General features: G+C 40.5%; 21 protein-coding genes. 15 read left to right on the top strand and 6 right to left on the bottom strand.

The features are described from left to right. Window positions 1-2: 2 nt before the first annotated feature. Genes H5183_RS01170 through H5183_RS01155 form a run of 4 tightly spaced genes read left to right on the top strand, consistent with a single transcriptional unit; the run spans window position 3 to window position 5781 of the window. Window positions 3-695, top strand: coding sequence for an ABC transporter ATP-binding protein (locus H5183_RS01170; protein WP_145240229.1), 693 nt, complete (start codon window positions 3-5; stop codon window positions 693-695). After that, on the top strand, window positions 692-3187 hold the full coding sequence (locus H5183_RS01165; protein WP_182730696.1) for an ABC transporter permease: 2496 nt from the start codon (window positions 692-694) through the stop codon (window positions 3185-3187). Before H5183_RS01170 ends, H5183_RS01165 begins: the two co-directional genes overlap by 4 nt. Beyond that, a complete protein-coding gene (locus H5183_RS01160; protein ID WP_257325203.1) occupies window positions 3153-4553 on the top strand; it encodes a sigma-54 dependent transcriptional regulator in 1401 nt (466 codons plus the stop codon). Before H5183_RS01165 ends, H5183_RS01160 begins: the two co-directional genes overlap by 35 nt. Then, on the top strand, window positions 4540-5781 hold the full coding sequence (locus H5183_RS01155) for a PAS domain-containing sensor histidine kinase (protein WP_182730695.1): 1242 nt from the start codon (window positions 4540-4542) through the stop codon (window positions 5779-5781). The genes H5183_RS01160 and H5183_RS01155 overlap by 14 nt, the downstream gene beginning before the upstream one ends. Window positions 5782-5785: 4 nt before the next feature. On the opposite strand, the gene H5183_RS01150 is transcribed toward H5183_RS01155, so the two are convergent. Further along, entirely contained in the window at window positions 5786-6574 is a 789-nt protein-coding gene (locus H5183_RS01150) for a PhzF family phenazine biosynthesis protein (protein ID WP_182730694.1), read from the bottom strand. 81 nt (window positions 6575-6655) lie between these two features. Continuing rightward, a complete protein-coding gene (locus H5183_RS01145) occupies window positions 6656-7270 on the bottom strand; it encodes a PQ-loop repeat-containing protein (protein WP_145240221.1) in 615 nt (204 codons plus the stop codon). A gap of 300 nt (window positions 7271-7570) precedes the next feature. Here H5183_RS01145 and H5183_RS01140 point away from each other — a divergent pair, with 300 nt between their 5' ends. Both H5183_RS01140 and H5183_RS01135 read left to right on the top strand, forming a co-directional pair. After that, on the top strand, window positions 7571-8710 hold the full coding sequence (locus H5183_RS01140) for a PepSY domain-containing protein (RefSeq protein WP_145240219.1): 1140 nt from the start codon (window positions 7571-7573) through the stop codon (window positions 8708-8710). A 46-nt stretch (window positions 8711-8756) separates the two neighbouring features. Further along, a complete protein-coding gene (locus H5183_RS01135; RefSeq protein WP_182730693.1) occupies window positions 8757-9902 on the top strand; it encodes a lipopolysaccharide assembly protein LapB in 1146 nt (381 codons plus the stop codon). A gap of 34 nt (window positions 9903-9936) precedes the next feature. Here the strand turns inward: H5183_RS01135 and H5183_RS01130 are convergent, their stop codons facing one another. The 4 genes from H5183_RS01130 to H5183_RS01115 form a co-directional block, all read right to left on the bottom strand. After that, window positions 9937-12777, bottom strand: a complete 2841-nt coding sequence (locus tag H5183_RS01130; protein WP_182730744.1) for a PD40 domain-containing protein — start codon at window positions 12775-12777, stop codon at window positions 9937-9939. Between the two features lie 145 nt (window positions 12778-12922). Next, complete coding sequence (locus H5183_RS01125) at window positions 12923-14458, bottom strand: PH domain-containing protein (RefSeq protein WP_182730692.1); 1536 nt, start codon at window positions 14456-14458, stop codon at window positions 12923-12925. Further along, entirely contained in the window at window positions 14451-15023 is a 573-nt protein-coding gene (locus tag H5183_RS01120; RefSeq protein WP_182730691.1) for a PH domain-containing protein, read from the bottom strand. The genes H5183_RS01125 and H5183_RS01120 overlap by 8 nt, the downstream gene beginning before the upstream one ends. Window positions 15024-15091: 68 nt before the next feature. Continuing rightward, complete coding sequence (locus tag H5183_RS01115) at window positions 15092-15943, bottom strand: D-hexose-6-phosphate mutarotase (protein ID WP_145240211.1); 852 nt, start codon at window positions 15941-15943, stop codon at window positions 15092-15094. Between the two features lie 335 nt (window positions 15944-16278). Here H5183_RS01115 and H5183_RS01110 point away from each other — a divergent pair, with 335 nt between their 5' ends. From H5183_RS01110 to H5183_RS01070, 9 genes are all read left to right on the top strand, one after another. After that, a complete protein-coding gene (locus tag H5183_RS01110; RefSeq protein ID WP_145240209.1) occupies window positions 16279-16773 on the top strand; it encodes a MarR family winged helix-turn-helix transcriptional regulator in 495 nt (164 codons plus the stop codon). 118 nt (window positions 16774-16891) lie between these two features. After that, the gene (locus H5183_RS01105; RefSeq protein ID WP_182730690.1) at window positions 16892-18190 is read left to right on the top strand and encodes a porin; all 1299 of its coding nucleotides are present in this window, start codon (window positions 16892-16894) and stop codon (window positions 18188-18190) included. Between the two features lie 297 nt (window positions 18191-18487). After that, window positions 18488-18883, top strand: coding sequence for a YbaN family protein (locus tag H5183_RS01100; RefSeq protein ID WP_182730689.1), 396 nt, complete (start codon window positions 18488-18490; stop codon window positions 18881-18883). Between the two features lie 76 nt (window positions 18884-18959). Next, window positions 18960-19592 carry a PepSY-associated TM helix domain-containing protein gene (locus H5183_RS01095; RefSeq protein WP_182730688.1) on the top strand — a complete coding sequence of 211 codons (633 nt, stop codon included), beginning with the start codon at window positions 18960-18962 and terminating at the stop codon, window positions 19590-19592. Further along, window positions 19592-20095, top strand: a complete 504-nt coding sequence (locus H5183_RS01090; RefSeq protein WP_145240201.1) for a DUF2271 domain-containing protein — start codon at window positions 19592-19594, stop codon at window positions 20093-20095. Before H5183_RS01095 ends, H5183_RS01090 begins: the two co-directional genes overlap by 1 nt. Window positions 20096-20131: 36 nt before the next feature. Further along, entirely contained in the window at window positions 20132-20974 is an 843-nt protein-coding gene (locus H5183_RS01085) for a DUF4198 domain-containing protein (protein ID WP_182717530.1), read from the top strand. A gap of 317 nt (window positions 20975-21291) precedes the next feature. Continuing rightward, window positions 21292-23688 carry a PKD domain-containing protein gene (locus tag H5183_RS01080; protein WP_182730687.1) on the top strand — a complete coding sequence of 799 codons (2397 nt, stop codon included), beginning with the start codon at window positions 21292-21294 and terminating at the stop codon, window positions 23686-23688. A 227-nt stretch (window positions 23689-23915) separates the two neighbouring features. Then, window positions 23916-24806 carry a DUF4097 family beta strand repeat-containing protein gene (locus H5183_RS01075; RefSeq protein WP_145240195.1) on the top strand — a complete coding sequence of 297 codons (891 nt, stop codon included), beginning with the start codon at window positions 23916-23918 and terminating at the stop codon, window positions 24804-24806. A gap of 447 nt (window positions 24807-25253) precedes the next feature. Then, window positions 25254-26105: a pirin family protein gene (locus tag H5183_RS01070; protein WP_145240193.1), complete on the top strand. Its 852-nt coding sequence runs from the start codon at window positions 25254-25256 to the stop codon at window positions 26103-26105. The last annotated feature ends 12 nt before the right edge of the window (window positions 26106-26117 follow it).

Here is a 26117-nt window from a genome sequence, read left to right as displayed (position 1 = left end):
CCATGACAGCACTCGTTACCATTAACAACATCAATAAAGTGTATAGCAAAGGCCAAGTTAAAACTCATGCGCTACAGGATGTTTCTTTAACAATAAACAAAGGCGAGTTTATCGCTATATCTGGCTCATCTGGCTGCGGAAAATCAACCTTACTGAGTATTTTAGGATTGCTGGATACGCCAACCGATGGCGACTATCAACTGGCGAATATTGACACTCACAGCCTCAATGTTGATCAACGCTCTAGTGTTAGGAATAAGCATATTGGCTATGTATTTCAGTCGTTTAACTTGATTGATAGCCTAACCGTATTTGAAAACGTGGCTTTGCCGCTGGAGCACCGAGGTACGCCAAGTAAAGATATTAAGGCCGCCGTAGAGCAACAACTAGCGGCAGTTAACATGAGCGCCCGTTTACATCATAAACCAAGCCAACTCTCTGGCGGACAGCAACAGCGCGTTGCGATTGCTCGCGCGCTAGTTGGCAACCCCGACTTACTACTTGTGGATGAACCAACTGGTAATCTAGATAGCCAAAATGGCGATGCTGTAATGCGACTCTTGCTAGAGCTAAACAAACAAGGTGCCACTGTCGTCATGGTGACCCATGACGAACGGTATAGCCAAATGGCACAGCGTCAAATTCGCTTATTTGACGGCAAAGTACTTGTTGAACATAAGGAAGCGGTAGCATGAGTTTTTACCTTCGCGCTCTGCGCCATGGCGTTTTGAGGCTATTTACTTTGCCGCGCCTATCTTTGCCCATTTTAATTACACTCAGCTTTACGCTGGCAGCCGTGTTGGTTGTGGTCGCAATGAGTAGCAACCTAATTTTTAAACCGCTACCCGATATTAAAGACGAACAAAGTCTCTATACAATTAACCGGACTATGGCTGTCTCAGACGATATGCGAGTATCAATATTTACCACTAAACGCCTTGCACTGTTAGCTGAACAATATAAACAGTATGGCAAATTTGCAGGCTTTCAAGCAGATGAAAGTGCTATAAAAGTGGATGAGGTTGCTTATCCTGTATCGCGCTTTGATGCCAGTGATAACTTTATGACGGTAGTCGGCGGCGAGTTATTAGTTGGCGAACGACCAAGTCAAGAAAATAGCCAAAATGCAGTGTGGATTTCTCAAAGTTTATGGCGCAGTGCATTTCAAAATAATGCTAATGTAATCGGTCAAACCTTACAACTTGAAGGCCAATCACTGCAAGTTCGTGGCGTTGTTACTGATTTTTCATCTTTTTTATCGGAAACTGACGAAAAGTACGCCCAGCAAATATGGCTTTACTACAATTTAGCAGAGCAAGTTTCAAAGCCAACACAAATGACGATTGATGGCAGCCTGCAACCTCTGTTTAGAAAAACTCAGCAAGCAATTACAACAAGCGACATCGAAGATTTCTGGCTGCAATATTACCAACAAGAAAGTGAACAACTTGGCCCGATGAAGCAAATGTTTGAAAGCATGAATCCAGAAAGTACTGCGGTTCTCTATCGAGATAGTTTAATGGCTGAGCAACAAACTATGATCTGGTTTTTACTCGCCGCTGTCACCATTCTACTCATAATGGCAAGCCTAAACCTACTCAATTTATTTATTGCTCACTATCAGCAGCGTGAACAAGAATTTGCAACTCATCTATGCATGGGTGCCACCCGCAACAAGCTACTGGTGATGAGTTTCTTAGAAAATCTCAGCACCTTTTTACTTGCCGCAGTGTTAGGTTTATTAGGTGCTGCGTGGTTGATCCGCATATTACCCATAATCAGTGGCGGTAATATAGAGATGCTCGAACTGGTAAAAATTGACGCCGTAACTATATTGGTTGCACTAGTGGCCGTTTTAACTATCAACTTGTTTTTTGCGTTTCTATCAACCCAGCAATTTGATCAAACGCAGCTGATAAGCAATTTAAATAACGGCAATAAAGGCGTTAATGCAGGGAAAATAACCATGCTTAGTCGTATACTGTTTATTGCACAATTAAGCTCTGCCGCCGTGATATTAACAGGTACCGCGATGCTAGCAAATGCGGCTTATAACAGCTTAAATGTCGATTTAGGTTTCACCCCTGGTAATACACTTGTTGCTCAGGTAAACCTACACAATAACGAAAAAGCTCTTTTAACAAATGCCGAGTTGGAAGCACAAAAAGTAGCGCTAGATAATGACCAAGATAGCGAGCAAAAAGCGAAGCAACGCTTTTTGGGCACCCTCGATATAAAGCGCCAATTAAGTCAGGCTGTTCAAAAGATACAACCAAATATAACCATATTACAAAGCCAAGGTGAACCGTTTAATTTTAATACCACAATTAGCATGAATCAGGATGATGAAACCCAAAAAAGATTCACCTTTATGAATATAAACATAGCGGCTGATTATGTGGATAGCTTTGGTTTAACATTACTAGCTGGGCAAAATATTAGCCAAGCACAATACCAAGATTTAGATGATGTAGCACTTATTAACGAGACCTTTGCCAAACAAATCTCGACTGACGGTACGCTTGAATCTGTGGTAGGAAAAAATATTGCTAGCCGACGTATCATTGGAGTGGTTGCCGATACCTATACTATCATGGCTAAAAACCAAGGCTACCCAGCTATGCTTTATACTGACAAGAGCAACACCTCAACAATAAACTTGGTGATGCAACTGCCAGAAGGGCAAGAGTTTGATAAGAACGCCATTATTCAAGCAATTAAAAGTGCTCATCCACAAGTCAGCGAAGTTAAAGCTCGTACACTGACTGAACGCTGGGATGAGCAAACAATGCCAGCTCGCGTACAGTTTTACTTTATCAGTGCATTATCGGTATTAACGCTATTGTTAGCCGCGGTGGGGAGTAATGGTATGGCAATCAGCTTTACAGAACTAAAACGCTTTGAGCTTGCCATCCGTATGGCAACAGGAGCAAGTCGTAGTAATCTGATGAAACGCACCATTAAAAGCTTTAATGGTTTACTGCTGAGCGCACTTGTCATTGCGATTACACTTGCATGTGGTATTTACTTACTATTGCAATTGCAAATACCTTTGTTGCCGGCATTTTCCTGGCAAGCACTTACAATATTTACTAGTTTATTGATTGCTATCGTCTTTATTGCCATTGTTTTGGTAGTATGGCGTATTATAAATGCTGATCCTATGCGTGCGCTTAGAGAGCAATAAATTTAAGGAGTTGGCAGCAAACGCTGCCAATACGACCATTATGAACCAACCCACTATTTTGGTTGTGGATGACGATGACGATATCCGCTTTGCACTCACATTACTGTTAGAGCAAGCCGGTTATCGCGTGGTTGAAGCTGATGGACCGGTGCAATGCATGCAATTGCTTAGCCGATTAACGCCTGCACTGGTGTTATTGGATATGAACTTTACTCGTGATACCACCTCAGGAAAAGAAGGGCTCGCGTTACTTGCACAAATTAACCCATTAAATATTCCCGTCATTTTAATGACCGCTTGGGCTAACATTGAGCTGGCAGTCACTGGTTTACAAAATGGCGCAAAAGATTTTATTGAAAAACCATGGCGTAAAGAAAAATTGCTAAGCCAAATTGCTAATCATATTAAGTCCGTAACGGCAAAGCCTGTAGACACTAGTTGGATTGCTCAATCCAGCGCGATGCAGTCTCTCGAGACACTCATCAAGCAACTGGCGCCGACCGATGCGAATTTATTAATTTTAGGTGAAAACGGTACCGGGAAATCGCAATTAGCAAAGCGAATTCATCTGCTCAGTGGCCGCTGCGAAGCGCCGCTGATAAGTCTCAATATGGGGGCATTAGCAGAGTCGTTATTTGAAAGTGAACTATTCGGTCATCATAAAGGGGCTTTTACCGATGCCAAGCAAGACCGCTTAGGCGCATTTAGCCGTGCTAAAAATGGCACCTTGTTTATGGATGAAATCGGCACTTTACCGTTTCATTTACAGCCTAAATTATTACAGGTTTTAGAAACTGGTGAGTTCACTCCGCTTGGCGCAAACGCCAGCGAAAATATAAACGTGCGACTAATCGCAGCTACCAATCAAGACTTAGCCAGCGCAATTACAAACGGCCAATTTCGCCAAGATTTATATTATCGCTTAAATACCTTTGTCATTCGTCTGCCTGCGCTACGCGAACGTAAAGACGATATCTCTGCGCTGTGCGAACATTTTATCAATCAGTTTGCGGCTAAGTACAACAAGCCCATATTGCCATTATCCGCCAGTGCTCGCGAGTTGCTAAAAAACCACCCTTGGCCTGGCAATATTCGAGAATTAAGTCATGTAATCGAACGTGCGGTGCTGATCTGTAACGGTGAAGCAATTGAAATAAATCATATCATGCTCGACTATCAAACAACACAAAGTCAATCTATCCCTGCGCTGACTTTAGAGGAGCTAGAAAAACAACGCATAGTCGAAGTACTACAACAACATAATCAGCAGATCACAGCGGCAGCTAAAAGCTTAGGTATTTCTCGTAATGCGCTTTATCGGCGTATGGAAAAATATCAATTAGAGGGTTTGGATGAATCATTTTAAAATGAGCCATAAAGCCAAGATGATTGCCATTTTAAGCGCCATATTTGCCGCAATTCTTATTCCTACTGCTGCTTTAGTGTACCAACTAAGCCAAGACACTCTACTCACCGTCACTTTAGGGGTTTGCTTAAGTTATGCATTGATTGTTTGCGCCTATCGGTTATTCCATAGTCATTTTTCACCCGTGGCACAATTACAAGCTTATATTGATGCAAAACAGCAAGGGCAAAGTAACCTTAGCTTAGGCTACAGTGATCCAAGCTCCCCATGGGCAATACTCGGCGCACAAATAGAAACATTATTTACAACACAACAACCGCAGTCTGAGCACTTAATTGATGGGTTATTTCAGCATTGGCCACACCCTATTGCAGTATTTAACGAGCAAAGCCAACTGATATTTTTTAACCACCCAATGTATGCTCAGCTGAAAACGCCATTACTACGAGGAATGACTTTTACAGAATGTGGTTTTAGCCTTGATAATAACCAATGCAGCCATGCAAAATTAAACCAGGATTGGCAAATACAACGCATTGCCCTGAGCGATGCTAAACAAACACTTATTACCGCCAGCTATATAGGCCATCAGTTACAAGATGCAAAGCGCCAATCACAAGCTGATCTAATTCGTATTTTATCGCATGAATTAAACAACTCACTGACGCCCATGGCCTCAATGACAGATACACTAATGGCGGCAGATGAATTAGACGAAATACAAACGAGACAAGTGTTAACACGGATTAAATCGCGCAGTGAGTCACTGCTGCTTTTTATTAAAGCCTATGCAGAGTTAAGTCGTTTACCGAGCGCAAAACCGCAAACCTTTGATTTAAAAGCGCTCGCAATACTCAACGCAAAAGAACAAAGCGTTCAACTTAACTTCGCAGGTTCCCCATCCTTTTTTGCCGATAAACTACTGATAGAACAATTATTAATTAATGTATTTAAAAACAGCTATGAAGCCTGCGCAGAGCAAGCTTGCATAACATTGCGCTGTTTTGCACAAAGCGACATGCAAATATTACAGCTGACTGATAACGGTCCTGGTTTTGCCAATATTGATAATGCCCTGCAACCTTTATACACCACCAAAAAACAAGGCAACGGCTTAGGCCTTGCCTTGTGTAATGATATTGTGCAAAAGCACAACGGCCAATTGCAGTTAGCTAACACAGCAGATGGCGCGCAAATCACCATTAAACTACCGCAAAATAGCTGTTAAAAACTTACAAATAAATTGTGCCTTGCATATACCGCACTGCGTATCCTGTGAGAGTAACACTATGTTCACTGACTTCGCATTGCATATGGCCGCCACGACTAGAGGCTTGATAAGCACTTAAGGTTTTTTTAACTAATTGCTGCGCCCAATAAGGCGCGAGACCGGTATGAATTGAGCCGGTAACGTAATCTTCATCACCGCCATTAGCAGGCCAAAAATAACGTGAAATAAAGTCGTATTTTGCGCTTGGTGCGGTTGCAACTACATCAAGTGGAGCTAGTGTTTTTAGCAAGTTTGAATCTGTTTTAAGGTTTAATATATCCTGCTCACTTTCATAAATCGCAAAGTAAGCTTGTTTGTTTTTCAACACCTTAACTGGTTGTATAGACAAGCCAGAAAATAGCTCAGAGGGTATTTCTGTTGTAACAAAAGGAGCTTGTTTTGGAAAAGTCATGGCAAAGCTGCCATCGCTATTTTTATTAATAACTAACTCACCGACTGCAGCAGCTTGAAAACGAACTTGCGATAAATTGTGCTGTTCGCACAACACAAATGCCGCAGCGAGTGTAGCATGCCCGCAAAAATCGATTTCCATTAACGGCGAAAACCAACGGATAGCAAAACTACCGTCAGTTTGACGACAAGTAAACGCGGTTTCGGAGACGTTATTTTCTGCGCCAATTTTTAGCATTAGCTCATTATCAAGCCAATTATCTAAATCAATAACTGCGGCATAGTTACCTTTAAACAGCTCGTTAGTGAAAGCGTCTATTTGATGGATTGTGAGTTGCATTTTTGCTCAATTTATCAGGCTAAGTTTCTAATAACTTGCCACAAATTGAGCTAAAAGAGTATTAAATTTATCTAGCTAATCTCAAGCTGCGACAGGGCGCATTTTATAATATTGAATACAACCAAGTTGCGCGGCATTAGTCAGTAAGATCATCACAAACGTTAAAACATGCGAAGTACTTGGTGCTGCCATCGCTAATTCTGCAAATAAACCACATACACCCGCTATAAACTGTAAACTAAAATAACGAGCACTTAAGTTGCTTATATCACCACTGCGCAGCGTTTTATAGGTTTGCGGCATCACTCGTACAGAGCTCATGATCAAACCCACAAAAGTAAGCCATGTGAGTACCTGTGCAGTTTCTAACTGAGGATTAAGCAACAATAAAAATGGTAAGAACGAAAAGCCTAGCATGGCAGTTAATTGAATTCGCTCTCTTGTCTTTGCATTATAACGGGCAAAATAATACAAAATTAAGCCACTTAAGCATCCAGTCACCACAAAAGGCAGCACCATATAAAAGCGCTCAAAGTACAAGTTATATGTAATAAAGTAGACACTTTGGGCAACACCAAAGGCCATCATTAGTAATGATAAACCCGATACACTGCGATTTTTACGAATTTTATTGAGTAACGGTAAAAAGCTAAACACTAAAATAAATGATGATAAAATAGGCAGGTAATGCGCCAAAGTAGACCTCGCTCGTTAGTAGTTGATTAATAAGTTAGCAACTTATAAACAAAACAATAAATCAGTGTAAATTACTGTTTTTATATGCTTTATGTAAGGCGCGGCATTGTAAAGGTCCTATAAAAACAAGCAACCATTTGTACAAAATAAACTCATTGCTAATGCGGCAAGTTAACCTTACAGTTTCCGTTTTTCGACTGACACTTTGCAGTTAGCAAGTAAACATCTCATCGCATAGAATTGAAATAACATTGATAATTGTTATCATGCAACAAATTAATTTTGATAGCTCTTTGCCTTATGAGAAAAACACTTTTTAAAATACACAGTTGGATTGCGCTTTGTGCTTTAGTTCCACTTATTGTGATCAGTATTACTGGCAGCGTATTAGTGTTTAAAAGTGAAATTGATGGCTTACTCATGCCAGATAGTCACTTTGTCGTTGATAGTCACGCAGAACGCAAACCCATTGATAAATTAATAGCGGTTGCTGAGCATGAATTTCCTAGCTATATAGTAGGTAGTTGGGAAATATTTAATGATGATACTGCTGATCGGGTTTATTTAATCGAACGCGGTACCGACACTTGGTATAAATTTCATATCAATCAATATTCTGGCGAAATACTCTCGCAGCCAGTTAGCACCAGTCACTACTTCACAGATTGGTTTTTAGAACTGCATTACACATTTTTGCTAAACGATTTAAAAACTCTACCAGGTCAAACAGGCACCGTCCTTGGGTTCTTTTTTGCAATCTTTCTATTTATCCTCGGCGTTACAGGCTTAATAATTTATCGTAAATTTTGGCAACGTTTATTTTCAGTACGCTTCAAGGCGACGCTGCAAATTGTACTAAGCGATATTCATAAAATGACAGGGGTACTTGGCTCACCCATTATTTTAATTTTGGCGATCACTGGCGGCTACTTTAATTGGGCTGTGTGGTATCACGAAGTAGTCGAACACGCAGAAGAACAGCATTTTATACTCACTAAAAACTTACATAGCGATACCATTAACTTTCAAGCCATTCTAGATGACAGCAAAAAACAAATCCCGACATTTAATGGTACTTTTTTAGTTATGCCACTGGAGCCTGACGAAAACATTACGCTATTTGGTGAAGTTGATAGCAACAATCCACTGGCAAGCGAATACGCTAACACCGTTACTTATGATAAACAAACCGGTGAACATATAGCTAACTGGGATATTCGCGAAGTCGGCATTGGTTGGCAAGTAATTGATAGCTTTAGAAAATTACACTTTGGTTATTTTGCCGGTTTACTCAGTAAAATCTTATGGTGCGTGATTGGCCTAAGCCCAGTATGGCTTGCAGGCACTGGTTTTTACTTGTGGCTTAGCCGCCGTAATCGTAAAAAACAATCACAAAGAAATCGCGAGCAAAGGCGAACAGCGACAGCATTTAATACTTGATTAAATTTTTACCTCAGCGTACCTTTATCTAAACGCTGAGGTGACTATGAAACTTTACTTTTCTTTATTATTAATATGTTTATTAACAGCTTGTAAAAGCACAGAACAGCAGAGTACGGTTGCGCCAACACTAACTAGTTTACTAAATCACACTCTCTTTGAGTTACAGCAAGTCCCTTCAGAACAAGTTATTTTTCAACTGCCCAACGATGAAGCTAAGATCTTTCTATCTTATGTCGAGAATCAACGCCAAGACGGTTTAACTGACGATATTATTCTTTATAACTACATTGAACGCAGCTTTAGTAATTTTAGCTATCATGGCGATACCCTCACAGCAGAGCAAACCCTCGAGTTATCTCATGGTAACTGTATAAGTCTGGCAATATTAACCCAAGCCTATGCAAACTTAATTGATCTGGAAACTGGTTTTCAAGAAATGACAAGCCAGCCTGTTTATGCCAAAGAAGGCAATCTGGTATTTATTGCTAACCATTTTCGTACTAAGTTATATAGCCCTTTCACTGAAGATGACGATCAAATTACTTTTATTCGACCAGGAGTACTTATTGACTATTTTCCTTCGCGAGGAAGTTTTTATGTTGGCAGTGCTAGTTATGAGGATCTCATTGCCAAATATTATAGTAATTTAGCGGCTGATGCTTTACTAGAAAGTGATTATAATCAAGTGTATAGCTTGTTAATTAAGGCTAATCAGTACGCCCCAAATGATGCTGAGTTATTCAATCTTGCGGCTATATTACATCGTCGAATTAACGATAAAACAACCAGTCAATTAATTTACCAAACAGCGCTTGATCAGCAATTACAAAGTTTAAACTTACTAAGCAATTACAAAGTACTCGCAGAAGATATTGGCAATGAAATGTTAGTTGAACAAATTAATTCATTGTTAGGTGCTCAAGAAAAAGATCCTTATGAATTAATTGCTCTTGGTGAAACAGAAGCATTGAGTGGGCGCTTAATGAGCGCTAAAAAACACATAGATGAAGCAATAAACAAGGCACCTTATTTGGCTGATCCCTATGTAGCTCTTGCAAAAATCCGTTATCAGCAAGGTAATTTAAATGACGCTCATAAATTACTCAAACAAGCTATGGATCTCGAAAGAGATCATCAACAACGTAGTATTTATGCGGCAAAGCTTGCCGCTATAAGAAGTCACCAATAACCGCCTTGAGTGAAAAGACTCAAGGCGTAAGCGTTTACAACGAATAATAAAACCCGAGCCAGCCTCTAAGCTCATCATCAAAGCTGTCGCCTTCTACTCTGACTAGGCCAAAATCAAGCTTCACATCATTGAGGCCTGCAGGGCCTAAGCCAAAACTAAAGGGGCCTTGCCATTTCACACCATAGCTTTGCCCGTATACCTGTTGGTCAATCTGATGCTGTTGATAGTACAACCATGGCATGCCTTCTGCCCAACTAATACCTCCACCATAACCTTGATAGCGTTTGCCAATAGCGCTGTAAAAGGGCAGTTCAGGTGCAAAAACAAAGTCACTGCGAATATTTTTTGATAACAACGAAGAGCTAAAACCACCTAATCGCAACTCACTATCATCTCTATATTGCTGGCTATAATTAGCATACATAGGGATTGCCAGCGCTTTACCAAATAGCTGCGCAGCAACATCATAGCCCTGCCAATTCTGCGTGTCGCTATCGCCACTATACCAACGCGCATCAATCGCTTGGCCAATGGCATAATCTTGTCTGTCATAGCTCCAAGATTGCTTCAAGCCGACTCTAAGCCACTGTGAACTCTGCTCTTGCTTGATATTTGCATCATCTATCTCTGAGTAGTTATAAGCCAGTTCTGGCTGTACTTTAAACTCTCCAAAGCTCAGTGGCAGGCTGGCAGCAATATAGCCGCCTTGCACTGACTGATCAGCCAACAGGCCATGCTGATATTGCTTGCTAGCATTCAAATCATAAGAAAATAACTGGCTGTCAAACTTGATTGCAAGCGCACTGTAACGTGCTTGGGCATAAATGCCTTGCAGTGCAGTGTCATGTAAATCAATACTGTAGCCCAGCTGCCAATCTAATTGCTTGAGTAAATCGCTGCCTTTAATACTCGCTGAAAATAATGCCGCAGAGGCTGAATGATATTGTTCACCTAACGCAAAAGTGGCTTTTTGCTGCCAAATATCGTAGTGCGTTTGCTCACCAATGGGTTGTTGATATACTTGAGCTTTTGGCAAGGTGTGCTCATTCACAAGCAACAAAGGCGCAATACTGTTAGTTGCAAAATCGGTGATTTCTTCTTCGTTATTATTTACCTGTAGCTGCATAATGTCAGGGCCATCACTACTGATTGAAAAATACAGTAAATCCCCGTCAGATAATGCGAGTGGATTAGCAACCGCTTGTTGACCTTGAGTCAGCTTGAACAAACGTTGTGTAGTTAAATCATAACGATAGATATCCGTTGCCTGAGCTAATCCTGCAACAAAATAAAGCTGCTTGCCATCCGCACTCCAACTTGGTTGTGATAAGTATTGATATCCCTTAGGCATTGGTACAGCAATTGATTTTTGTCCATCAATATCTTGTATATACAATTGCCAATTATGATTAAACTCAGTTTTAAGAAAGGCGAGTTGCTGTTGATCGGGGCTAACTACAGGATAATCGTAAACCGTTGCTAGACTTTTTTCGAATAATGGTTGAGCTTGACCGGTTTGTAAATCAACTCGCACTAACTCTGAGTAACCTCCTTTAACCTGTTCTCCATAAAGTGTTTGCCCATTATCTGCAATACTAAAGCGCCGCAGGCCAGCTAAATCAGTTAGTTTGGTAACTTCACCGGTTTGCGTATCCCAGCTAAATATATCTGATATACGCTGATTATCAATATTATCTACGTTGCTGTAGGCTGAAAAATACAACACGTCGTCATTTAGCCATTGTGGGTTTTGAATACCCGCACGGTTGATTTGATTCAAGACTTGCTTTTGCTTACGTTGAAACACCTTGGGTGGTTTATCAGCAACATCTTTAGGATCATCAGCGAGTAGCTCTTGTTGCTCTTGGTTAAACTCTTCTGCAGCTTTGAGGTTATCCTCAGTACTGTAGAGTTTTAACTGAGTCTTGCCGTCTTGATCACGCTCCACCACTGCAAGTTGCTCGCTATTTGGTGATAAAGCAGGACCACTAGCATAGTGATCTAACGCCAACCAAAGCTCACTAGTAAGTGACTGTTCACTTCTTTCTTTACTCATTGCTTGATAGGTATACTCAGCAATAAAACGTCGATACAACTTACTCGCAGAGTCACCAAAGACCCCTTCGAATGCGTCATCAAATTCGCGTTGCTTAACCCCTTGCATACGCGTCCAAACAGCATCAAGGGTTTGCTCTGAATAGTTTTTCTCTAGCCAAGCTAAAAATCGGGCGCCCATTAAATACGCCATAGAGCCAGCCATAAAGCCACCATCTGTACTATTCAACTGATCATAGCGGGGCAATGCACCTTGCTGAGCAAATTCGATTAAAATCGCCTCGCTGTAGTTATCAAATAACCGACCACGCCCCGTCATTTTCGATTCAAGTAATGTTGCGTAACCCTCTGCCACCCAGCGAGGCATCTCGCTGTGTGTTATATCGTATAAATCCCAAATATTCCTGAGCTCTTGACGCCATTTACTGCGGGTAGGTTGTGCTAAATGCACTAGATGAATATATTCGTGCAGTACCAGTAATTGCTGCCAACCACTATTATTTGAGATCACTGTATCTGACTGCGGTGGTGTAGTAAAAAGCGCCATCAATGGCTTATTTGAAACCGGTAATGCAAAACCATTAGCGGCATTGAGTGGATCAAACACCACCACATCAACCGCTTCATCTAAAGCACGGTTTTGTTGCTCAAGCACTTTGCTGCGGACGATTTCTAATTCATTGGCCGCAGAGCGTGCCCAATCTGCATTTTCTTGACTGTAATGAACATTAAAGTGTTCGGTATGAATAGTTTGCCATTGCACGGCGGCCTGTGTATGTGTGGCTAATAATAACGAAGTAGCGAGTAAGGTTTTTTTCATCATGTTCCCTGATCTCTTATTTTAAACCCATTATTGTCATAACTTAGTCTAAAAAGAGAGCATAAAAATGTAAGAAAACGTGAGTTACCGCTATTACGCTTTATAGCCTAATAAAATACCATCCTAAGAACTTGAAAGCGGTGAATTACATCCAACTTCGTTGATCCGATTCGGCTTGGCAAAGAATAAAGTCGATAATTTTATCGGCTTGCTCTGCTTTGATATAAGGCATAGTCGCTGTGCCCGCAGCGAGTTGTATAGACAAGCTCTTCAAACCACTTTTTCGCATAAAATAAGTGCTTACTGCGCGCGTGCTTTGCGCTTTATATAGTTCAAACACTCGATAATGCACACTTATCATGCCACTGCGAAACACTGCGTAATATCGCCCTTGATATTGATAAAAATAATAACCGTATCGTCGATATGATAAGTACACCAAGGAACTTAGTAATACAGCACAAAGCAGGCCATATACCGGGCTGTAACCTTGTCCTGCATAGCCCATAAATGCAATTAAAGCGCTCGGTAACAAAGCATAAAAGCATAGATTTTTGATCAGTAACGCTTTTTCGACACCTTTAAAGTTGAGTGCTTTAAAATCATCACTGGTTAAATTAAGCCAAGGATGTACCCACTGACAAACTTGTTTTACTTGCTCAAGTGAAAGCACTGGCATCACTAAGCTTTGTTTGCTCTTTGCGCCCGCGCTAAAGCCGCCGCTGGTTGCTTGCAAGCACTGCACGGTATAACGTTTAAGTAGTCGTGCAATTAGGTTTTGCTTAATCAGCAGCGATTGTACTTTATCAAGACTCACCGACAACTGATGACGCTCTAATAATCCAGCAATGCGTTTAAATTTTCCGGCCTGAAAGTAAAGCTGAAAATTATAAAAGCGGATTAATGACATTAATACCGATAATAAAACGGCAACCAACACAACAAGCACAAGTATTGAAAACACAGCGAGTGCTGCAGCATCAACCAACACGCCCACTTCTTGCTGATAGAATGATTCTAGGCGATTGATCACCGCTTTTTCTAAAAACTCCAGCACAACATTCATAAAAGGTGCAAGCGCTGCTAATGCCAAAATAGCCATATTCGACATCAAGCCAAATTTTGCAACTTCTTTATTGCTCAGCACCAAACATTGTTGTGGTTCGTTGGTATGTGTATCTTCAGGTTGCTGCTTAGCTGCAGTTTGTTGTTGGGTTTCTTTATAAGCCAATACTCGCTCGCGCATTTGCTCAGCATATAGCGATGTAACCCCGGGTAATACAGCCTCTTGGCTAGTGCTGCCAGCGGCATCAAAAATACAGTTAACCAAACCCAGAGGCTTAAAATAAAACGGTTCGGCAATATTAACATTCTGCACTCGCAAAAAGTTCAAGGTTAAACGCTCTTTTTTAAACACCCCTTTATTAAGTAATATTTCATGCTCATCAGTAATGCAAAAGCGAAAATTAATATAGTAAAAAAATGAATAAATTAACAAGCTAATAATCGCTACCGCTAATGCAACTTGCCCCCAAAACCACTTATTTTCAACCTGCGTAACAAACACAACCATAATAGGTAGTAAGTTAAATACACCGTCTTTGACAAATCGGAAAGCAAAATGCACGATAAAATAAACCAGTGACCAAGACGAAACACGCTGCCATTTCAAATTATCCATTTAATGACTCATCAGTAGCTAATACACTATCACCGGCTTGATTGCTGGTATTGTTAGATACTTGTCTTGCTTCAGTGTACTTTTGAATATACTGACGGATATTTTTACAATCATCATGACTTAAGCCACTAATGTTGAGATCGGCGCTCATTCCGCCAGCACTGTACAAACGCAAGCTAGCCAAGCCCAGTTTTCGCTCCAAAGGGCCACGATGTATTTCTGTGTGCTGCACTCGTGAGAAAGGTAAAATCGTCACCTGCTGCCAAATAACGCCTTTGCGATAAGCTATATCATGCTCACGCATAGCAATTCCTTTAAGTCGCATACTGACAACGTTATAAGCTAGCGATAAAGCTAAAATAATTGGTAAACCAATCAGTAAGCTCGTTTGTGCCAGTGCTGCAAACTCCTGATTAAAAAAGCAAACAGCGCCTAATATTGCAGTTAATGGTAGATAAAACAGCAGCCAGTTAAGCTGAGCGTGCAGCAACGCTTTATCTGCCAGTGGCTTATATACTATTTGTTGATGTTGGGGTAAGACGTCCAGTTGGTGGTTTTCGAACACTTTTTTTCCTTAACAAGCCAACGATTTGATACGTTGGCTTTGATTTATAGCAAAGTTGCGGCCCTATATTACACCCAGCGAATGGTCGTCGCTAAGGTATGACTTTCGCCTGGCGCTACAATCGCACTATCATCCATTACATTTGCCGCTTCAAGGCACAACATTGTATGGTATTCATCATCAGCAAAATTAGATAAACGCTTAGACTTATCAATCCACGGGTTCCACAGCACACAAGAGCTGGAGTTTTCACGGCCGACTTCAATAATTCCATCCGGAGTAATAATACGCTGGATAGTTGCGGCTTGGGTATAAACCATATCTGTTTCACGAGCAAAACCAACCAGTCCATCTTGATCAAACGGGCCTTCGCTAAACTCAATATATTTGGAACCTTGCAGCCCATCCACTTGAGTTTCTTCAATAGCAGGGGTTGGAAAATAAGTGTGCAGCGCTTGCGTGAAAGTAATAGTTTGGTTACTTAAATTAGTGGTTGTTAAACGCACTTCAAGCTGATTAGTTAGTATAAATTCAACCTTTAGCTTTGATTTGTGTGGCCAGTAGGTTTCATCAACTTGTGCCATTGGCAAGGTTAAGCTAACTCGAATTTCATCGTCTTGCTCTGCAACTTCATCTGCTCGCCATAAGCTCGTACGTGCTACACCGTGAATTGGCCACTCAGGATTTGGATTGACACCAAACCATGGCCAACAAATAGGAATGCCACCACGTATACTTTTACCTTCTTGGTAATCTTCTTCGCTTGATACCCAAATTAATGGCTTTTTGCCACTTGGCGTGAATTCAGTGAGTTGTGCACCTTGTAGAAAAATTTTAGCGCTACAAAGCTCGCTTGCAACATTGATATATTCTAAACCAGTGTCAGTTTGTTCGATGCTTACAGATGGAGATAACTTCATTATACGTCCCATAAAAATGAAAAACCTATCTCACCTTACCCAATCCCCAACCAATTAGTAAATATTATTTAGTGAGTTTTTATGTCAAATTTACAATTTTTCACTCTGTCATGACTTATAGGTAAGCTCAGCACCAAAAACGTTTAATTAAATAATATGTAAATGAACTAAATTTAATTTCAACTCAAAACAAATAAAAAACAGCCACAGCTCTGTGTAAAGCCAATAATACAGTATAAATCGACCTTATCTATTTGAACTCTATTTATTAGATGTGTAATATTTATTGATTGCGCGAGCGCCTTGACCGTAAACCATCTGCGAATGAGATAAAAATGAAAAAATATGACGAATTATTGGTTTCTTTACGTAAAGTGATCCGCGCGATCGACCTCCATTCTAAGCAGTTAAATAAAATCTCCGGCCTTACCGGTCCGCAGCTATTAATTATGACTGAAGTAGCACAAACTGATGGTATTACAGCCAGTCGCATTGCCCAAAATGTAAACCTGAGTCCTGCAACTGTAACTAATATCTTGGATCGCTTAGAAAACCGCGATTTAGTGACGCGTGTTCGCAGCCAATTAGACAAACGTCGAGTGAGTCTTTACCTCACTGCAAATGGTCAAACGATTCTGCAAGCAGCACCACAACCGTTACAAGAACACTTTATTGAAAAGTTCTCAGCCTTAGACGAGTGGGAACAAAGCCAGCTACTATCATCAATGCAGCGTATTGCTACTATGATGGATGCTCAAAGTATAGATGCAGCTCCTTTATTAGAAGTTGGTGTGCTGACCCGCGCCGCTGAAGGCAAACCCACCGAATAAATAATTTATAAAATCATATTAAACAAATGATTACCCTAGAACAAATGGTTAGTTAACTTGGGTTAAAGGTACAATTAGTCTATTCTATACATACCTATATCAAGAATAGCGATTTATCATGCTTAAACTATCAAAGTTAGCTTTCGCGACTATGCTAGGCGCAACAAGCAGCGCCTCATATGCTTCAGACATTGATGCTATGCAAGCTCAACTTTCTCAACTCCAACAACAGATGCAGCAACTGCAACAGCAGCTTGCGGCTGAAAAAGCCAAACAAGCTAAAGTTAATCAACAGCTTGAAGAACAGACGCAGACCATCGCAAAGCAAACTCAAGATAATACCGAAACAGCCCTATCCGGAGTTAAATTTGGTGGTGCAATTCGTACTAACTACAGTCACACCTCATATGATGACGGCAATAAAAACCGTGGTGGCGATTTTGATTTTGATATTTTCCGCTTAAATGTTTCTGGCGATATTGGTGGAGTGCTGATCGGCGGAGAGATCCGCTTTTTTGATTACATGACCGCAATAAAATCAGCATGGGCAGGCTATCAATTTACTGACGACTGGCAAGTGCAAGTAGGTATCACAAAAGTGCCGTTTGGTAATGATCCTTATAACTCCCATAACTATTTCTTTAGTGCCAACTACTACGTCGGTTTAGAAGACGATCATGATTTAGGCGTGATGTTTAAACGTAAAGTAGCTGATAACTGGCAGCTCGATTTAGGTTTTTTCAAAAATGACGAACTCGGTGGTGTCGATGGTTATGTTGAAGATCGCAGCCATCGCTATTCGTACGATATTGTTGGTAGTCGCACCGCCGACGAGGGTATTTATGCCGAACCGAGCAAAGGGCTTGGTGAGTATAATACCTTTGCCGGCCGCTACGCCTATTACTTTGAACACGGCAAAGGCATGACCACAGAAGTCGGAATATCAGGCTTAGCCGGTGGCTTACATGACGGCCAAGACCGCGCAGGAAGTTACAACGCATGGGCACTGCATGTAAACAGCGTTATCAATAATTGGAATATTCAGCTACAGCATGGCGAATATGACTACAATATCGATGACACTAATCGTATCGCGGTTGGCGCATATGGGTTTTATGACTCTATTGCGACCGATGCAACCACCAGTAGCTTTAATGTCGCTTACAGCGTACCGGTTGAATGGGGTCCAGTAAGCAACCTGCAATTTTATAATGATTACAGCGCGATCTATAACAAGTCTGATGACACTGCCGATACTTGGATGAATGTTACCGGGGTATCCGTCGCGGCTGGCGGCTTGTTCACTTACTTTGATTTAGTTCATGCCCGCAATCAAGCATTTGTAGGTGGCTCTGTTGCCGGTGATAGTAATGAAACCGAGCGTCGCTTTAATATTAATATTGGCTATTACTTTTAATCTTTAAAGTCAGCCTGTAATTAGGGGGTTAGTCTTAAGAGGTTACCCCCTCATAAACTCATCCGTCATAACGCTGTAAGCAATGACTGCAAGCAATTACATTCCCATCAGCTCATAATAGGATATAAAAAGAACAGCGGCATCAGGTTGAATCGCAAGCTGAGGCGCTGAACGTGGCAGAGTATAACGTCATCGAGTACAATTAATTGACAATGCTGAGTAAACTAGCAGCATATTGTTTAACGTTGCTTGCCAAGCATTTAGCCGTTTTCAACTTTATCAGGCACAAGTCTATTCATGAATTTAAAAGTAATTTTAGCCACTTATAAAAGTATTGGCTATCAACTATTAGGACTAGCCTTGGTTGGGCTGGGAATTATAGGTATTGTTTTACCTGTGATGCCCACCACTATTTTTTTCATTTTGGCATTAGCGTGCTTTACTCGCTCGTCCCCAAAACTCGCTGCTTGGTTACTCAATCATCCTCGTTATGGCGTAACCTTACGCCATTGGCAAAAGTACAAAGTAGTACCTGTAAAGGCGAAGTGGTTTGCGGGTATTGGTATGTCACTTGGCTTTATTGTATTGCTGCTTTGTGCACCGCCGTGGTGGGTTTTACTGCTGGTAGCCGGCATCGAAATAGCGGTTATGATTTATTTACTCTCTCGCCCTTCAAAATACCTACCAATGTAAATTTCGTAAATAATGTTGTGATAACTAATGCAAATCATTACCATGTAGATAATATTGCTTAACTACTAAATTATTTATGCCGTTAATAAATAAACGAACTTTATATAGTACCAGTCGTGCGTTGCATATTTATCTATCAACAGCACTGCTGTTTTTGCTTATTTTATTTTCTGTCAGTGGGATTGTACTTAATCATGTTGATTGGCTAGAAGGCGATAAAAGTGATGGGCAACTAACCACATCACTCCCAAGTGCATTACTTGAGCAGGGCCAAGAAAACCTAGCAACCTTACCCATTTTATACCCTGAAATAGAAGCTTACTTAGCCAACCAATATGGCTTAACTAAAGTAAAAAGTATCGACTGGGAAAAAGAAGATGCACTCGTGATGCTCGACTACCCACTGCCTGCAGGTTTTGCCTTCGCAGAACTTAATTTCATCAGTGGCGAACTGAATCTCGAATATCAAACTGGCGGCTTTTTAAGCTTAATTGGCGATTTACATAAAGGCCGTCATAGCGGCGAAGCATGGAGCTGGGTGATTGATATATCAGCCATGTTAATGATTTTTTTTGCTATCACCGGGATGATTATTTTATTTCAAAATAGAAAAAAACGCTTAGTAGGAATATGGCTAACAGTGCTTGGGGTCGCAACACCAGCAGTCATTTATTTATGCTGGGTTCCGCAACTAAAAGGAGTGTCTTAATGCTAAAACTTAATACCTTAATAAGCGCTGTTGTTTTATTTACAGCAGCTTTGTTTCAACCTCATGCGAATGCCGCTGAACTTGAAATAGAACTAACCCTACCTGATCTAGACGTACAACCTTACCATCGACCTTATGTCGCGGTTTGGCTAGAAACCCCAGAGCGTAAGCATGTAACCACGGTTGCCTTATGGGTTGAAAAAGCAGAATGGTTTAAAGACTTACGCCAGTGGTGGCGTAAAGCCGGAAAAAGTGACGCTAACTTTGATGGTGTAACAGGTGCAACAAAGCGCCCAGGTACTTACACCATTAACTGGAATGGCACAGATCTAGATGGCAAAGCCGTAGCTGCAGGCAAGTATTTACTTAATTTAGAAGTCGTTCGCGAAGAAGGTGGCCGTGATTACACCCGTGTAGAACTTGATCTAAATAAAGACGGCAAGATCACCATCGATGGCACCAATGAATTTTCACAAAGCTTCGTCACCATTAAAAGTCAGTAAATGTAGCTGCTAAAACAATTTAAATAAGGAAAGACTATGAAAATCAATTTACTTAAAAGCGCATTTATCGGCGCACTTACTTTCACTGCCCTAGCATCTAGCTATGCCAATGCACATGCTCGCTGGTTAGTGCCTTCGCACACATCTCTTTCAGGCGACAAAGCACATTATGTGATGATCGATGCCAGTATTTCGAATGAAATTTTCGCACCAGATAAAGCATATCGTCCAGCACAAAAAGGCGCGGAATATGATGATAATCTGATTATGGCAATCGGCCCTGATGGCAAACCAGTTAGCGATAAAATTCGTGCATATTATCTGCAACGTAAAAATTCAGCGGCGGTAAAACTAGCTGGGGAAGGTACTTATCATATAACGATGAGCCAAGAACCACGACTAATGACTTTTTATAAAGATGCCAAAGGCGAACGTGGCCGTGTATTTGGCCCTAAAGACAGTAAAGATATCCCAGCTGATGCAACCGATATTAAAACCACAAAATCGATTGCAACGGTAGATACATTTGTAAGCCGCAACGGCACCTCAAAACCTGCGCTACTTGGTCAAGGCTTAGAGATCAGCGGCCCGACTCATCCTAATGATTTATTTGTTGGTGAAGAGGCACGTTTTCAGTTATTAAAAGACGGTAAACCTGCTGCCAACATAGAACTTGCCATCTTAAAAGGTGATACACGTTATCGTAACGAACGTGGCGAAGTTAAAGTAACCACAGATAAAAACGGCTTTTTCACTAACACATGGCAACACCCTGGACTATACCTGATTGAAGCAAGTGTGAGCGAAGGTTCAACTGAAAAAGGTATCGATAGCGTACGTTATTCATTATTTACTACATTAGATGTAGCACCTGAATAAAACCCCTCATTAAAAATAAAGGCCAAGTAACTTAGCTTGGCCTACAACTCTAAATAAACACATAAACAACTTAGCGCCAAAATTTTTCTAAAATTTGAATTTAATTCTTTTATTTTCCCTCTTTTGGGTTCATATTATAAACAATTAAATTAACATAACTATAAAATATTTAACGGAAATAAATATTATGAAAAATGGACTTTATACCAACCTAATTCAAACCAGAAATAATCCTCATTTAAATTTAATAGCAAGCACTACAGGCTTAGCTTTACAGTACCACTAAACACAACAAAACCAACAACAAGGAAAGTAATATGAAATGGAGTTTTTTAATCCAGCTAGCTTTGATCCTAACTCTCACAGCCTGTGGCCCAGGAGGTGGTGACTCAGAAAAAAAACCAACCAATAAAGTCACTAACAATAAACCCGTTGCCATGATCAGTGCACCAATCGGTGAAATGCGGGTAAATACCGCGCTAACATTTAGCGGTACAAAAAGTAGCGATCCCGACGGCGATTCATTAGTTTATAAATGGCGCTTAACCACTGCAGACGGACATAATGAGCTCGCTCTTGCTGTTGATAATGAAAGTAAAGTTGAAGTATCACTTGCTGAAGCAAAGAATTATAAACTAATTCTAGTTGTGAGCGATGGCAAACTTTCGAGCGCCCCAGTTGAAAAATTAATTGAAATTAAAGCCGAGCCAACGCAATTAATTGCTCATGCAGGACTTACTCAAACAGTAAAACAAGGTGATGTGGTTGCATTAAATGGTGCGCTAAGTAGCACATCTAACGGTGTAATAAATAAATACTTATGGCAGTTTACGGCAAAGCCTCTTACCAGCAATGCAATCATAGAAAATAATAATAGCGTTACCAGCAAATTCATTGCAGATAAAACAGGAGCTTACGCAATAAAGCTAACCATTACTAATTCACTGGGCGAAACAGCAAGCAACGAGGTAATGATAAAAAGTGAGTCTTTATACGAAAATTCAGCTCCTCAAGCGGTTATTAAAGTACAAAATAAAACCGTCGCTCCTCGCAGCATAGTCACATTAGATGGCAAGCAAAGCAGTGACCCTGATCAAGGTGATACACTAAGTTATCTGTGGACTATTACCGCACAACCTGCCGATAGCAACCCGACACTCACTGATAACTTAAGCAATACCGCAGGCTTCTCTTCTTTAGACCTCGGTGAGTACACGCTCTCACTAACAGTTAAAGATCAATATGGTGAAACTGATACCGCCACAGTTACTTTAACTGTAGAGATAGCAAATCAAGCTCCTATTGCACAACTTGTAGCTGAGAGAAACATTAACTTAGCTGAAACTATTACTCTGCAATGCGAACAATGCAACGATCCTGAAGGGCAACCCTTGAGCTACCTTTGGCAGATAAAAAGCAGACCTGAGAATAGTATAGCGCAGCTAATCCAAGGTACGACAGCAACCCCTTCTATCAGTGCTGATATTGAAGGTGATTATGTGATCACATTAATCGTATCAGACGGACAGCTTAATTCTGAGCAAGCAACAAGCGTTCTTCACGCTCAAGCCAATGCAAAACCAACAGCGATTATTGCTGATGTAGCACCTATTTTAGTCGATGAAGAAATTCAACTTGATGGCTCACAAAGCACAGATCCTGAAGGCAAAGAGCTTACCTACCAGTGGGAAATTTTATCGCCATTAGGACGTGCTACGCTTTCTAACACAGACGTTGCTAAACCTTACTTTAAAGCATCAAGTGCAGGAAGTTTTGTTATTTCGTTACGTACCAATGATGGTAATAAAGACTCCGATACGCAAACAATCACTATCATAGTTAGAGACAATGCAAAGCCAGTCATTATTTCTAAAGGCGAACAATTACGTCAGGCTTTTGTTGGTAATATAGTAACATTTGATGTTAGCCAAAGTTACGACCCTGAAGAGACCAATCTTAATTATACTTGGGGGCTTACCAAGCCTAATGAGTCAAATGCAGCACTGGTAAACATAAAAGATGGCGTCGCTGAATTTACCCCTGATATTATAGGTAGCTATAATGTCACTGTTACTGTTACTGATGCTGAGGGCAATGCAGCTGTAATGGAGTTTGCGATCTCTGCTACCGATTCCGCTTTACTAACAGGCATAGTTAAAGGACAAATTACCAACGTAGCTAAAGTTGGTATCAATAACGCTATACTGATGATAAATGGTAAGCAGCATACTACAAATAGCAGCGGCTTCTTTGAGGCAATAGTTAGTGTTGAACAAGGCTCAACTGTTAGTATTTCTACAGCAGATGAAAGACTGGCAACTAGCGAGTATAGTTCAGCAGCGATAACACAAAATGATTTTATCATTAATATTAATCAAACAAGCCTACCGGTTTTTCAAGATGTAGAAGTCTCTGTATTCGTCTGTCCTGATTTTACTGGACCCGACACCGTAAATCTGCGCTTTAAAATGATCGATACTATTTTAACGTCGAATAGTTTTCAGGCTCAGTATGATGAAACCAAGCTTTTGATATTACAAAAAAGTAATAACACATATCTAGATAGCACACTAAATATTGCACTCCCTGTAACTGCAACATATGAAATAACCGTGGTTGAAGACAATGTGCGCAATACATCTTATTCAAGTACTGCTATTTACTACTCTCAGTCGCCCCCAAACTTAGCGATAATCACCATTTGTAATAATTAGAAAAAACTAAGCCACTTCACGCGTGTTGAAGTGGCTTAGCGTACCTTCCAGATCCAATCTAAAGAATATTAAGAACAACCCTAAATTTGGTATTTTTGACCACTTATTCGCTATACTTATCTGATAATAAAAATAAAAACCAATAAAAACAAATCATTAAATTTTGGCTTTGTTTTTGCTATAAATTAGCAAATCGTAAAATATAATTAACAATGAGAAAATAAATAATGATCAACAAACCTCTTTCTTTGCTAGCCAAAGCCCTTCCTATTGCCACTAGCCTATTGTTTCTCAGTGGCTGTATTGTGCATGTTTCAACCTCGTCAGCCAATATACAACAACAGCAGCAACGCTCAATATCAGCGTCACAATTACAGCAACTAAGTATTAATGCTGAGGCGGGTTCACTTAAAGTGATCGGCTCAACCACAGCAACTAACATCAGCGTAGATGCCACTATTTATACAGCAAAAAGTGATGACCCTTACATACTTACTCTGGAACAAAAAGGCGATAAAGCCGTACTTATAGCAAAAAATTATAGTTCATCAGGAATAGTGGTATATCAAGGTAATTCACCCAGTATTGATTTAGTTATTACTGTGCCAAGCTCATTTAACCTTGAGATTGACGATGACTCTGGCGATATAGATATTGCTGGTGTACTAGGTAATATCATTATAGATGACGACTCAGGGAGCATTCGTATTGATCAAGGTCATCACGTCACAATTGACGATGATTCAGGGGATATCGATCTGCAAAATATTACTGGTAATGTAGAGATCAGTGATGACTCTGGCAGTATTACTGCACGTAACGTTGCTGGCAATATGACTATTGAAGATGATTCGGGTGATATAACCCTTACTAATATCACTGGCAGCGTAGATATTGACGATAACTCTGGCAGCATCAATGCCAAAACTCTAGGCAGTTACATCACCATTGAAGATGAATCGGGTGATATTTATGTTGAACATGTAAATGGCCTAGTCACCATTGAGGATGGCTCAGGCAGTATTCGTGTTAACGACAGTAAAGGTCTCACCATCATTGACGCTGGCTCTGGTGATTTGAGCATCGATAATATCAACGGCCCAGTAAAACTTAACTAACTCTTGATGTAAAACGGCCAAGTAATTGGCCGTTTTTTACTGTCTAATTTTGTGTTTGTCGGTCGTGTGATCACAACAACTGCTATATTTTGCTAATCGCAAATACCCTCAGCGTCTTATCGCAATGCTTGATGAGCGTAAATGTGTCATCGTTAGTTTCCCTACCTGCGGTATTTTGCATTAAAAACATCAACAAGTAATAGTAAGCACTGTTTACTACGCATAAAGCTCCTTTTAGTGCCATACAACACACCATTAAAATTCTTTAAAAAAGAATGTTAACACCTATTTTTACTAATTTTCGTTCTTTTAACCTGAGTATATTATTAATCAAGCATCAATAGTGACACTCGAAATTAAGTGATCATCTATTGTTAGGGCTATAACTTATGTATTCAATTAATCGAATCAACGTGACTCTACTTGGTCACCTTTAAGGAGCAAAACATGGCTAAAATACTCAACCCAACTGAACATGATATTGGTGGCTTAAACGTAAAGCGCGTACTGCCTAATTTTGATAAAAAAATGGTGGGACCATTTATCTTTTTTGATCACATGGGACCAAACGATTTTCCTGTTGGCCAAGGGATCAATGTTCGCCCTCACCCGCACATAGGCTTATCAACACTCACTTATTTATTTCGCGGCAGCATTTTACATCGCGACTCGCTAGGTAATAATTTAGAAATCCACCCAGGCGATGTGAACTGGATGACGGCAGGTAAAGGCATTGTTCACTCAGAACGAGAAAGCTTTGAAGTGCGCGCTAACCCGCATCATATTGACGGCTTACAATGCTGGATTGCGCTACCAGAAAATATGACTGAGATTGAGCCTTCATTCACCCATATAAAAAAACAGCAACTACCACACATAATTCATGAAGGTATCATGATGCGCTTAATTGTTGGTGAAGCTTACGGATTAAGCTCCCCAGTTAAAACCTACTCCCCCATGTTTTATATTGATGTGGTTGGCAGCGCCAATAGTCAAATTAAGTCGCCTAACCCACAGCAAGAAACCGCGTTATATGTTATTTATGGAAGCGTTACCGTGGGTCAACAGGATTATCAAGCGGGTGATTTTATCCTACTTGATAACCTCGATACTGATATTCACTTTGCCAGTGATGCACGCTTTATTTTGCTCGGTGGCGATAAATTTGAAAAAGTCCCATACTTGCATTGGAACTTTGTTGCTTATAGCAAAGAACGCTTAGAGCAGGCAAAACAAGACTGGCAAACTCAACGTTTCCCAAAAATCCCTGGTGACGATAAAGAATTTATTCCGCTATAGTAAACAGTATTT

The organism is Pseudoalteromonas sp. SR44-8 (assembly GCF_014163635.1).
Taxonomy (GTDB): Bacteria; Pseudomonadota; Gammaproteobacteria; order Enterobacterales; family Alteromonadaceae; genus Pseudoalteromonas; species Pseudoalteromonas rhizosphaerae.
This window is presented reverse-complemented; position numbering and strand designations above follow the sequence as displayed.